The organism is Pseudonocardia lutea (assembly GCF_042658055.1).
Taxonomy (GTDB): domain Bacteria; phylum Actinomycetota; class Actinomycetes; order Mycobacteriales; family Pseudonocardiaceae; genus Pseudonocardia; species Pseudonocardia lutea.
Genome location: NZ_JBHSQK010000052.1, coordinates 38,656 through 50,870 on the forward strand (window position 1 = coordinate 38,656; position 12,215 = coordinate 50,870).

General features: G+C 74.8%; 11 protein-coding genes. All 11 read left to right on the forward strand.

All coding sequences use genetic code 11. The features are described 5' to 3' along the window. Nucleotides 1-81 precede the first annotated feature (81 nt). Complete coding sequence (locus tag ACFQH9_RS20400; protein WP_379567819.1) at nucleotides 82-963, forward strand: FAD binding domain-containing protein; 882 nt, start codon at nucleotides 82-84, stop codon at nucleotides 961-963. Further along, on the forward strand, nucleotides 960-1,427 hold the full coding sequence (locus ACFQH9_RS20405; RefSeq protein WP_379567821.1) for a (2Fe-2S)-binding protein: 468 nt from the start codon (nucleotides 960-962) through the stop codon (nucleotides 1,425-1,427). Before ACFQH9_RS20400 ends, ACFQH9_RS20405 begins: the two co-directional genes overlap by 4 nt. After that, complete coding sequence (locus tag ACFQH9_RS20410; protein WP_379567823.1) at nucleotides 1,424-2,764, forward strand: 8-oxoguanine deaminase; 1,341 nt, start codon at nucleotides 1,424-1,426, stop codon at nucleotides 2,762-2,764. Before ACFQH9_RS20405 ends, ACFQH9_RS20410 begins: the two co-directional genes overlap by 4 nt. Next, entirely contained in the window at nucleotides 2,761-5,049 is a 2,289-nt protein-coding gene (pucD, locus tag ACFQH9_RS20415) for a xanthine dehydrogenase subunit D (RefSeq protein ID WP_379567825.1), read from the forward strand. The genes ACFQH9_RS20410 and pucD overlap by 4 nt, the downstream gene beginning before the upstream one ends. A 65-nt stretch (nucleotides 5,050-5,114) precedes the next feature. After that, nucleotides 5,115-5,480 carry an allophanate hydrolase-related protein gene (locus ACFQH9_RS20420; RefSeq protein ID WP_379567827.1) on the forward strand — a complete coding sequence of 122 codons (366 nt, stop codon included), beginning with the start codon at nucleotides 5,115-5,117 and terminating at the stop codon, nucleotides 5,478-5,480. Next, nucleotides 5,477-6,784 carry an allantoinase AllB gene (gene allB, locus ACFQH9_RS20425; protein WP_379567829.1) on the forward strand — a complete coding sequence of 436 codons (1,308 nt, stop codon included), beginning with the start codon at nucleotides 5,477-5,479 and terminating at the stop codon, nucleotides 6,782-6,784. Before ACFQH9_RS20420 ends, allB begins: the two co-directional genes overlap by 4 nt. Then, nucleotides 6,784-7,731: an allantoicase gene (gene alc, locus ACFQH9_RS20430; RefSeq protein ID WP_379567831.1), complete on the forward strand. Its 948-nt coding sequence runs from the start codon at nucleotides 6,784-6,786 to the stop codon at nucleotides 7,729-7,731. Before allB ends, alc begins: the two co-directional genes overlap by 1 nt. 207 nt (nucleotides 7,732-7,938) lie before the next feature. Beyond that, nucleotides 7,939-8,718, forward strand: coding sequence for a hydroxypyruvate isomerase family protein (locus ACFQH9_RS20435; RefSeq protein ID WP_379567833.1), 780 nt, complete (start codon nucleotides 7,939-7,941; stop codon nucleotides 8,716-8,718). Beyond that, nucleotides 8,715-9,680 carry a 2-hydroxy-3-oxopropionate reductase gene (locus tag ACFQH9_RS20440; protein ID WP_379567835.1) on the forward strand — a complete coding sequence of 322 codons (966 nt, stop codon included), beginning with the start codon at nucleotides 8,715-8,717 and terminating at the stop codon, nucleotides 9,678-9,680. Before ACFQH9_RS20435 ends, ACFQH9_RS20440 begins: the two co-directional genes overlap by 4 nt. Further along, the gene (gene gcl, locus ACFQH9_RS20445; RefSeq protein WP_379567837.1) at nucleotides 9,677-11,437 is read left to right on the forward strand and encodes a glyoxylate carboligase; all 1,761 of its coding nucleotides are present in this window, start codon (nucleotides 9,677-9,679) and stop codon (nucleotides 11,435-11,437) included. Before ACFQH9_RS20440 ends, gcl begins: the two co-directional genes overlap by 4 nt. Beyond that, a partial coding sequence (locus tag ACFQH9_RS20450; RefSeq protein WP_379567839.1) for a glycerate kinase occupies nucleotides 11,434-12,215 on the forward strand: 782 nt, incomplete at its 3' end. The genes gcl and ACFQH9_RS20450, both read left to right, overlap by 4 nt.

Here is a 12,215-nt window from a genome sequence, read left to right on the forward strand (position 1 = left end):
CAACCGCGCCGCCCGGGACCGCCACGGGTTCGTCGCGGCGGCGACTACTGACGGCGGGCCGCCGACGGTGTACTTCCTGCCATGGACTTCCTGGCGCCGACCTCCTGGGCGGAGGCCCTCGAGACCAAGGCGGCACACCCCGACGCCCTGCCCGTCGCGGGCGGCACGGACGTCATGGTCGAGCTCAACTTCGACCACCGGCGCCCGGCCGCCCTGCTCGACCTCACCCGGGTACCCGAGCTGCAGGAGTGGTCGCCCGACGGGGGCCGCATCCGGCTCGGGGCCGGCGTCACCTACAGCCGGGTCATCGACGAGCTCGGCGGCACGCTGCCCGGCCTGGCGATGGCCGCGCGCACCGTCGGGTCACCGCAGATCCGCAACCGCGGCACCGTCGGCGGGAACCTCGGCGCGGCCTCGCCCGCCGGCGACTCGCACCCGGCGCTGCTCGCCGCGTTCGCCGAGGTGGAGATCGCCTCCGTGCGCGGCACCCGGATCGTGCCGGTCGCCGAGTTCTTCACCGGTGTGAAGCGCAGCGTGCTGGAGCCCGACGAGCTCATCGCCGCCGTACGGATCACCCCGCCCGCCGGGCCGCAGCAGTTCTGCAAGATCGGCACCCGCAACGCCATGGTGATCGCGGTGTCCGCTTTCGGGTTCGCGCTGCACCCGGACCGCCGCGAGGTCGGCACCGGGATCGGGTCGGCCGCCCCCACCCCGCGCCCGGCCCCCGAGGCCGCCGCGTTCCTGGCCGGCGAGCTCGAGGCCGCCGGGCTGTGGGACTCCCGCGGCCCGCTGCCCGAGGGGCTCGCCACCGAGTTCGGCCGCCGCGTCCGCGACGCCGCGGCCCCCATCGACGACGTGCGCGGCAGCGCCGCGTACCGCCTCCACGCCCTGTCGGTCATGGCGCGCCGCGCCGCGACCTGGGCCTGGGACTCCTACCGCGACGAGAACCGGAGCGCCGCATGAGGATCGAGCTGACGGTCAACGGCACCCGCCGCGAGGCCGACGACGTCTGGGAGGGCGAGAGCCTGCTCTACGCGCTGCGCGAGCGGCTCGGCCTGCCCGGTTCGAAGAACGCCTGCGAGCAGGGCGAGTGCGGCTCCTGCACGGTCTACCTGGACGGTGTCCCGGTCTGCTCGTGCCTGGTCGCCGCGGGCCAGGCGCAGGGCCGCGAGGTCACCACGGTCGAGGGGCTGCGCGACGGGGACGAGCTGGGCCCCGTGCAGCGGGCGTTCGTGGAGAAGGGCGCCGTGCAGTGCGGGTTCTGCACCCCCGGCTTCCTGATGTCGACGAAGGACCTGCTGGACCGCAACCCGACGCCCAGCGACCCGGAGATCCGCGAGGCGCTGGCCGGGAACCTGTGCCGCTGCACCGGCTACGAGAAGATCCTCGACGCGGTCCGCGCGGCCGCCGCGGAGCGTGCCCGGTGATCATCGAGAACGCCCACGTCGTGACCGTGACCGGCGCGGAGATCGCCGGCGGGCACGTCGTCGTCGAGGGAAACCGGATCACCGGCGTCGGGCCCGGTCCCGCGCCGGACCGCGAGGGCCACCGGGTGGTCGACGCCCGCGGCGGCCTGCTCACGCCCGGCTTCGTCAACACGCACAACCACCTCTACCAGTGGGTCACCCGTGGCCTGGCGGTCGACGCGACGCTCTTCGAGTGGCTCACCACGCTCTACCCGGTGTGGGCGGGCATCGACGAGCACGCCGTGCACACCGGTGCCACCGGCGCGCTGGCCCAGCTGGCGCTCACCGGGTGCACCACCAGCACCGACCACCACTACGTCTTCCCGCGCGAGGGCGGCGACGTGTTCGCCGCCGAGATCCGTGCGGCCGCCGAGGTGGGCCTGCGCTTCCACCCGTGCCGCGGGTCGATGGACCTGGGCCGCAAGGACGGCGGGCTGCCCCCGGACCACGTCGTCGAGGACCGGGACGCCGTGCTGGCCGCGTCGGAGGCCGCGATCGACCGCTGGCACGACGCCTCGCCGGGCTCGATGCGGCAGGTCGCGCTGGCCCCGTGCTCGCCCTTCTCGGTGACCGGCGACCTCATGCGCGAGTCCGCCGGGCTGGCCCGGCGGCGCGGCGTCCGGCTGCACACCCACCTCGCCGAGACCCTGGACGAGGAGGACTTCTGCCGCGAGCGGTTCGGCTGCTCGCCGCTGGAGTACGTCGAGGGCCTGGGGTGGACCGGCGACGACGTGTGGTTCGCCCACGCCGTCCACCTCGACGACGCCGCGGTCAAGCGGGTCGGCGCGACCCGGACCGGGGTCGCGCACTGCCCGTCGTCGAACGCCCGGCTGGGCGCGGGCATCGCCCGCACCCGCGACCTGCGCGATGCGGGAGCCCGCGTCGGCCTCGGCGTCGACGGCGCCGCGAGCAACGAGGCCGGCAGCCTGCTCGAGGAGGTCCGGCACGCGGTGCTGTTCGCCCGCGCCGTCGGCGGCCCCACCGCGCTGACCGTCCGGGACGCCCTGGAGCTTGCCACGCTCGGCGGCGCCCGCGTCCTGGGCCGGGAGGACGAGATCGGCTCGATCGAGGCCGGCAAGCTCGCCGACCTTGCCCTCTGGGGGCTCGACGGGCTGGGCCACGCCGACGTCGCCGACCCCGTCGCGGCGCTCGTACTCGGCTCGCCGCCACCCCTGGACCTGCTGTTGGTGAACGGCCGCCCGGTCGTCGAGCACGACCGGGTGGTCACCGTCGACACGGACGCCGTGGCGCGCGAGTGCGCCCGCGTCCACCGCACCCTGCTGGAGAAGGCGTCATGACCTCCACCGAGAGCCGCAGCACCACCACGACCGGCGCCGGACGGCTGGGCGACTCCCCGCTGCGCCCGGACGGCACGCTCAAGGTCACCGGCGAGTTCGCCTACTCCTCCGACCTGTGGCACGACGACATGGTCTGGGGCGTCACGCTGCGCAGCCCGCACCCGCACGCCCGGATCCGCTCGATCGACGTCACCGACGCGCTGCGCGTCCCGGGCGTGTCCGCGGTGCTGACCGCGGCGGACGTGCCCGGTGAGAACGCCGTGGGTCTCGAGCACCTCGACACCCCGGCCCTGGCCGACGGCGTGGTCCGCTACCAGGGCGAACCCGTGGCGCTGGTCGCCGCGGACCACCCCGAGACCGCGCGGCGGGCCGCGAAGCGGATCGTCGTGGACTACGAGGTGCTGCCGGCCGTCACCGACCCGCGCCGCGCGCTCGACGCCGACGCCCCGCTCGTGCACGCCTCCCGCGAGGACAACCTGGTGCGGGCCATGACGATCCGGCGCGGCGACCCCGCCCCCACCGCCCCCGTCGTGGTGGCGCTGGACTTCGAGGTCGGCATGCAGGACCAGGCCTTCCTCGGGCCGGAGTCCGGGCTCGCGGTGCCCGACGGCGAGGGCGGCGTCGACCTCTACGTCGCCACCCAGTGGCTGCACGTGGACCAGGGCCAGGTCTGCCGCGTCCTCGGCCTGCCGCCCGAGCGGGTCCGGCTCACCCTCGCCGGCGTGGGCGGCGCGTTCGGCGGCCGCGAGGACCTGTCGATGCACGTCCACGCCTGCCTGCTCGCGCTGCGCACCGGCAAGCCGGTGAAGATGAGCTACGCCCGGGACGAGTCCTTCTTCGGGCACGTCCACCGGCACCCGGCCTGGCTGCGCTACGAGTTCGGCGCGTCCGAGGAGGGCGAGCTGATCTACGCCAAGGCCGACATCCTGTTCGACGGCGGCGCCTACGCCTCCTCGACCGGCGCGGTCGTCGGCAACGGCGGCACGCTGGGGCTGGGCCCCTACCGCATCCCGAACGTGCACGTCGACGCCCGGGGGGTCTACACGAACAACCCGCCCTGCGGCGCGATGCGCGGCTTCGGGTGCGTGCAGGCCGCGTTCGCCCACGAGGCGCTGATGGACGAGCTCGCCGACCGCGTCGGCGTCGACCGGGTGGAGATCCGGGCGCGCAACGGGATGCGCGAGGGCGACCGCAACATCACCGGCCAGGTGATCGACTCCGCGGCGCCGGTGGCCGAGCTGATCCGGACGGTGCGGGACCTGCCGCTGCCGCCCGAGCGGCCGGCGGACCCGGACATCCGCGAGCTGCCCGGCGGGGTCTCGAACACCACGCACGGCGAGGGGGTCGTGCGCGGGGTCGGGTACGCGGTGACCTACAAGAACGTCGGGTTCTCCGAGGGGTTCGACGACTACTCGACCGCCCGCGTGCGGCTCGAGGTGGTCGCCGGTGAGCCCGTCGCCACGGTGCACACCGCGGCGGCCGAGGTCGGGCAGGGCCTGATCACGATCGAGCAGCAGATCTGCCGCACCGAGCTGGGTGTGGAGCAGGTCGTGGTGCACCCCAAGGACACCTCGGTCGGCTCCGGCGGCTCGACCTCGGCCTCCCGCCAGACCTACGTCACCGGCGGGGCCGTCAAGGCGGCCTGCGAGGCGGTGCGCGCCTCGGTGCTGCGGCGGGCCGCGGAGTCGTTGCGGCGCGGCGACCTCCGGCTCGAGGGCGACAAGATCGTCGCGGGGTCCGGCGAGGTCGTCGCCGGCCTGGTCGAGGTGCTCGACGAGCCGGTCGAGGAGACCGTCGAGTGGCGGCACCGGCCGACCTTCCCGATCGACCCGGAGACCGGGCAGGGCAACGCGCACGTCCAGTACGCCTTCTCCGCGCACCGCGCCGTGGTCGACGTCGACACCGAGCTCGGGCTGGTCAAGGTGGTCGCGCTGGACACCGCGCAGGACGTCGGGCGGGCGCTCAACCCCGATGCCGTCGTCGGGCAGATCCAGGGCGGCAGCGCGCAGGGCATGGGCCTGGCGCTGATGGAGGAGGTCGTGGTGACGGACGGGTACGTGAAGAACCCGTCGTTCACCGACTACCTGATCCCCACCATCCTGGACATGCCGCCGATGCAGGTGAAGGTGCTGGAGTACGCCGACCCGCACGCGCCCTACGGCGTCCGCGGGGTGGGCGAGCCGCCCACGATCTCGTCCGGCCCCGCCGTGGCGGCGGCCGTGCGGGCCGCGACCGGCAGGGCCCTGCGCCGCGTCCCCATCCGCCCGGAGCACATCACCCTCTAGCACAGCCGTGCGCGGCGAGGGGTGCTCCGGCACCACTCGCCGCCCACGGGCACCGGAGGTGCGCAATGCCCCGCATGTTCCTCAACGGCACCGCCATGTCCGGCGGCGCCGACCACCACCTCGTGGGCGACGCGACGTTGGTCGCCCGCACCCGGACCGCGCCGCGCTACCGCTTCCACGCGGTCGACGGCCGGTACCCGGCCCTCGAGGAGGGCGGGAGCGCCGCCGTCGAGGGCGAGGTCTACGAGATGACGTACGCGCAGCTCCGCGAGGTGCTGCTGCCCGGCGAACCCGACGGGCTGGAGCTCGGCGTGGTCGAGCTGGCCGACGGCTCCGGGTCGCTCGCGATGGTGCTGCGCGCCGGGCATCCGGCGCCCCGCACCGACATCTCGGAGCTGGCGAGCTGGCGGGCCTACCGGGGGCGGTCGTGAGGACGGTCTTCCGCGCGCCCCGCGCGGTCGTCGACGGGGCCGAGCGGCCCGCCGCCGTCCTGGTCGACGACGGCCGGATCGAGGCCATCCTCCCCCCGGACGCTCCGGTCGACGCCCCCGAGGTCCGGCTCGCCGCGGACGAGGTCCTGGTCCCCGGCCTGGTCGACACCCACGTGCACGTCAACGAGCCCGGCCGGACCGAGTGGGAAGGATTCGCCTCCGCCACCCGGGCGGCCGCGGCAGGCGGCGTCACGACGCTGGTCGACATGCCCCTCAACGCCCTGCCCCCGACCGTCGACGTGCCGGCGCTGGAGGTCAAGCGCAAGGCGGCCGACGGGCAGTGCGTCGTCGACGTGGGGTTCTGGGGCGGCGCGATCCCGGGCAACGAGCCGGAGCTGCGGGCGCTGCACGAGGCCGGCGTGTTCGGGGTGAAGTGCTTCCTGCTCGACAGCGGCGTCCCCGAGTTCCCGGCGCTGCCGGACCCGCGGGGGGCGATGCGGGAGCTGGCCGTGTTCGACGGCCTGCTGCTCGCCCACGCCGAGGACGGTGCCCTGGTCGGCGAGGCCCACGGCCGCCGCTACCGGGACTTCCTCGCCTCCCGGCCCCGCGCCGCGGAGGACTCGGCGATCGCCGGACTGCTCCGCGCGGCCCGCGAGACCGGCGCCCGGGTGCACGTGGTGCACCTGTCCTCGGCGGACGCGCTGCCGCTGCTGGCCGAGGCCCGCGCGGACGGCGTGCGGGTCACCGTGGAGACCTGCCCGCACTACCTCGCGCTCACCGCCGAGGAGGTGCCCGACGGCGACACCCGGTTCAAGTGCTGCCCGCCCGTGCGCGAGGAGGCCAACCGCGACGCCCTGTGGCAGGGGCTGGCCGACGGGGTGATCGACCTGGTGGTCAGCGACCACTCGCCCGCCACGCCCGAGCTCAAGGGCACCGGCGACTTCGGGTCGGCCTGGGGCGGCATCGCGTCGCTGCAGATCGGGCTGGCGGTGGTGTGGACCGAGGCGCGCCGGCGCGGCTGGTCGCTCGCCGACGTCGTCACGCGGATGGCGACGGCACCGGCCGACCTGGTCGGCCTGCGCCACAAGGGCCGCATCGCCCCGGGCGCCGCGGCCGACCTCGCGGTGGTCGCCCCCGACGAGACGTTCACGGTGGGCCCGCTCGCTCACCGCCACCCCACCACCCCGTACGCCGGGCGCACCCTGCACGGCGTGGTCCGCGGCACCTGGTTGCGCGGCGAGCGGGTGGACCACGACCGGCCCGGCCCGCCCCGGGGCCGGCTGATCGGCAGAGGAGACGCCTGATGCACCCCGACCTCGCGCTGCGCACGCTCGGCGGCAGCGTGGTGTCCGCGACCGACGAGTCCTTCGCCGCCAAGGAGAACCTGATCGTCCCCGGCCCACCGACCTTCGACCCGAGCACCTTCGGGCACCGCGGCAAGGTCTACGACGGCTGGGAGACCCGCCGGCGCCGATCGCCCGGGCACGACGAGGCCGTGGTCCGGCTCGGCGCGCCCGGAGTCGTGCGGCGGGTCGTGATCGACACGACCTGGTTCACCGGCAACTACCCGCCGGAGGGCGCGGTGGACGGCTCCGCCGACGGGAGCACCTGGTTCGAGCTCGTGCCGCTCTCGCCGCTGAAGGGGGACTCGGAGAACGCCTTCGAGGTCCGCTGCGACCGCCGCGTGACCCACGTGCGGCTGCGGATCGTGCCCGACGGCGGTGTGGCCCGGCTGCGCGTGCACGGCGAGGCCCTGCCGGAGCCGGCGCTGCTCGACGTGCTCGGCACCGTGGACCTTGCCGCGATCGAGAACGGCGGGCACGTGCGCGACGTGTCCAACCGCTTCTACAGCAGTCCGCACAACCTGCTGCTGCCCGGGCCCGCCCGTTCGATGGGCGAGGGCTGGGAGACCGCCCGGCGCCGCGACGCCGGCCACGACTGGGTCGAGATCGGCCTGGGCACCGAGGGCCGGATCGCCCTGGCCGAGATCGACACCTCGTACTTCCTCCACAACGCGCCCGGCTCGGCCGTCCTGCGCGGCCGCAGCGGGGAGGGCGCCTGGCAGGACCTGCTGGACACCCCGCTGCAGCCCGACACCCGGCACCGGTTCGTGCTCGTCGACCGGCCGGCCGTCACGGAGGTACGGCTCGACATCTTCCCGGACGGCGGCCTCTCGCGAGTACGGCTGTGGGGGACCCCCACCGAGCGCGGCCGCGCCGACCTGCGGGCCCGCTGGGATTCCGCGCAGTAGAAGGCGTCGTGGCTCCATAACGCTTCCGGACCCGTCCTCGACTCGCATCATGGTTCCATGACGCTTCTGAGCCTGCCCTCGAATCGCGTTATGGTTCCATAACGCTTCCAGACCGGCTCCGGAGCGCATTGTGGTTCCCTGACGCGCTCAAACCACCCTCGAAATCGCATTATGGTTCCATAGTGCGAACGTCCCGGAGGAATTCTCGTGACGTTTCGTCATGCCCTCAACTGTTCGATCGTGCTCACCCACCTGCCCCTGCTCGAGCGGCCGCGGGCCGCCGCCGAGGCGGGGTTCGACGCCGTCGAGTTCTGGTGGCCCTTCCCCACCGCCGCGCCCTCGGACGCCGAGGTGGACCGCTTCGCCCGGGCGGTCGAGGAGGCCGGCGTGCAGCTCGTCGGGCTCAACGTCGCGGCCGGCGACATGCCCGCCGGCGACCGCGGGCTCGCCTCCTGGCCCGGCCGGGAGCAGGAGTTCCGCGACTCCGTCGCCGTGGCCGTCGGGCTGGGCGAGCGGCTCGGCACCCGGATCTTCAACGCCCTGTACGGCAACCGGATCGACGGCAGCTCCGGGCAGGACGAGCTCGCCGACCAGAACCTCGCGCACGCCGCGAAGGAGGCCGAGCGGATCGGCGCGACCGTGGTGGTCGAGCCGCTGAGCGGGGCGGACCGCTACCCGATCCGCACCGCCGCGCAGGCCGTCGAGGTCCTCGACCGGGTCGGCGCGCCCAACCTCGGCCTGCTCGCCGATCTCTATCACCTCGCGGTCAACGGCGAGGACCTCGACGCCGTGATCGCCCGCCACGCCGACCGCATCGCCCACGTCCAGCTGGCCGACGCACCGGGCCGCCACGAGCCCGGTACCGGCGAGCTGGACTTCGCCCACCTGCTCACCGCGCTGCACACCGCCGGCTACCGCGGCCGGACCGCGCTCGAGTACGTCCCCACGCGACCGGACTTCGCGTGGCTCGGAGAGGAAGACGCATGACCGCGCCCCGCAAGACGACACAGCAGACGACACGGCAGACGACACGGCAGACGACGCAGAACACGCAGAAGACCGCCCAGAGGACCACGATCGCCTTCATCGGCCTCGGCATCATGGGCGGCCCCATGGCCGCGCACCTCGTGCGGGCCGGGCACGACGTCGTCGGCCACAACCTGTCCCGGCTGGCCGTCGACGTCCTCGTCGAACGCGGCGGGCGCGCCGCCACCGACACCGCCGACGCGGTCCGCGAGGCCGACGTCGTGATCACGATGGTCCCCGACAGCCCGGACGTCGAGGGCCTCGTGTTCGGCGAGGAGGGCATCCTCGCGCACGCCAAGCCGGGCACCCTGCACCTCGACTGCTCCACGATCCGCCCGGACGTCGCCCGCCGGATCGCCGACGCCGAGCGCGAGCGCGGCATCCGCCCGGTCGACGCACCGGTCAGCGGCGGCGAGCCCGCCGCGGTCGAGGGCACCCTGTCGATCATGGTCGGTGGGGAGCCCGACGACGTGGCCGCGGCCCGCCCGTTCCTCGACGTCGTCGGGAGGACGGTGGTGCACGTCGGCCCGTCGGGTGCGGGGCAGACGGTGAAGGCCGCGAACCAGCTGATCGTCGCGGGGAACATCCAGCTCGTCGCCGAGGCGCTCGTGTTCCTGGAGGCGCACGGGGTCGACACCGAGTCCGCGCTCGCGGTGCTCGGCGGCGGCCTCGCCGGCAGCACGGTGCTCGAGCGGAAGGGCGCCACGATGCGCGCCCGCACGTTCGCGCCCGGCTTCCGGATCGACCTGCACCACAAGGACCTCGGCATCGTCACCGCCTCGGCGCGGGAGGCTGGCGTCGCGATCCCGCTCGGCGCGCACCTCGCCCAGCTCGTCGGGTCGCTGCGGGCTCAGGGGCACGGCGGGCTCGACCACAGCGCGCTGCTGCTGCAGGTCGAGCAGCTCTCCGGGAGGACCCGATGAGGATGCGTGCCGTCGACGCCGCCGTCGCGATCCTGCGGGCGGAGGGCGTCTCGCACCTGTTCGGCCTGCCCGGTGCCGCGATCAACCCGTTCTACGACGCCGTGCGCAAGGACGGGACGCTCACCCACGTCCTCGCGCGGCACGTCGAGGGCGCCTCGCACATGGCCGAGGGCTACACCCGGGCGAAGGCCGGCAACATCGGTGTCTGCGTGGGCACCTCCGGTCCCGCGGGCACCGACATGATCACGGGACTGTACTCGGCGATGGCCGACTCGATCCCGATCCTCGCGATCACCGGGCAGGCACCGGTCGCGAAGCTGCACAAGGAGGACTTCCAGGCCGTCGACATCGCCGCCGTCGCCGCGCCCGTCACCAAGCTGGCGATGACCGTCCGCGAGCCCGCCCAGGTGCCCGGCGCCCTGGCACAGGCCTTCCACCTCATGCGCTCCGGGCGGCCCGGGCCGGTGCTGCTGGACCTGCCGATCGACGTGCAGCAGGGCGAGATCGAGTTCGACCCGGACACCTACGCCCCGCTGCCGGTGCACAAGCCGGAGGCGACGCGCGCGCAGGCGGACAAGGTCCTGGACCTGCTCGCGGCCGCCGAACGGCCGGTGATCGTGGCCGGCGGCGGGATCGTCAACGCCGACGCCTGCGCCGAGCTCGTCGAGCTGGCCGAGCTGCTCGACGTCCCGGTCATCCCCACGCTGATGGGCTGGGGTGCGATCCCGGACGACCATCCGCTGATGGCCGGCATGGCCGGGCTGCAGACCTCGCACCGCTACGGCAACGCGACCCTGCTCGCCTCGGACCTCGTGCTGGGCATCGGGAACCGGTGGGCCAACCGGCACACCGGCGGGCTGGAGGTGTATCGGCGCGGGCGGCGCTTCGTGCACGTCGACGTCGAGCCCACCCAGATCGGGCGGGTCTTCGCCCCGGACTACGGCGTGGTGTCCGACGCCGGCGCGTTCCTGCGCCGGATGCTCGAGGCCGCCCGGGAGCGGACGCTGCCCGGCCGCGCCGAGTGGGTGCGGGAGTGCGTGGAGCGCAAGGGGACCCTCCAGCGCCGCACCCACTTCGACGACATCCCGATCAAGCCGCACCGGGTGTACGAGGAGATGAACAAGGCGTTCGGCCCGGACACCCGCTACGTCAGCACGATCGGGCTCAGTCAGATCGCGGGTGCACAGTTCCTGCACGTCCAGCGGCCGCGGCACTGGATCAACTGCGGGCAGGCGGGGCCGCTCGGGTGGACCGTCCCGGCGGCGCTCGGCGTGCGGGTCGCGGACCCGGACGCCCCGGTGGTCGCGCTCTCGGGCGACTACGACTTCCAGTTCATGATCGAGGAGCTGGCGGTCGGCGCGCAGTTCGGCCTGCCGTACGTGCACGTCGTCGTGAACAACTCCTACCTCGGGCTGATCCGACAGGCGCAGCGCGGGTTCGACATGGACTACTGCGTGCAGCTCGGCTTCGACAACATCCACTCGCCGGAGCTGGACAAGTACGGCGTCGACCACGTCAAGGTCGCGGAGGGCCTGGGCTGCAACGCGATCCGCGTGACGGACCCGGCCGACCTTCCCGGCGCGTTCGCCCGCGCGCAGGAGCTGGCCCGGCTGCACCGCGTGCCGGTGGTCGTCGAGGTCGTGCTGGAGCGGGTCACGAACATCGCGATGGGGCAGGACCTCGACGCGATCACCGAGTTCGAGGAGCTCGCCACCACCCGCGAGCACGCCCCGACGGCGACCATCCCGCTCCCGTGAGCGGGTTCGTGCTGGTCGCGCCGGACAAGTTCAAGGGCTCGCTCACGGCGGCGGAGGCCGCGGCCCACCTGGCCGCCGGTCTCCGCGCGGCCGGCCGCGAGGCCCGCGAGCTGCCGGTCGCCGACGGCGGCGAGGGCACCCTGGCGGCCGCCCTCGCCGCCGGGTTCGCCCGCGTCCCGGTCACCGTGTCCGGACCGACCGGAAAGCCGGTGGACTCCGCCATCGCGGTGCGGGACGGGGTCGCGGTCGTCGAGCTGGCCGCGGCTTCGGGCCTCGCCCTGCTCCCGGACGGGCCGGACCCGTCGGGCGCGAGCAGCCGCGGGACCGGCGAGCTGGTCGCGGCCGCGCTGGACGCCGGCGCCCGGACCGTCGTCCTCGGCATCGGCGGCAGCGCCTGCACGGACGGCGGGGCGGGCCTGCTCGCCGCCCTCGGCGCCCGGTTCCTCGACGTCGCCGGCGCCCCGGTGGCCGACGGCGGCGGCGCACTGGCCCGGGCCGCGCGCGTCGACCTGACCGGGCTGGACCCGCGGCTCCGGTCGGTCGAGCTCGTGCTGGCCTGCGACGTCGACAACCCGCTCCTGGGTCCGCACGGCGCCGCCGCGGTCTACGGCCCGCAGAAGGGTGCGGGCCCGGGCGAGGTCGCGGCGCTGGAAGCCGGGCTCACCCGGTGGGCGCGGCTGCTCGCCGGCGGGAACGGCGGGGCCGATCTCCCCGGCGCCGCTCTCCCCCGCGTCGATGTTCCCGGGGCCGATCTCCCCGGCGCCGGCGCCGCGGGCGG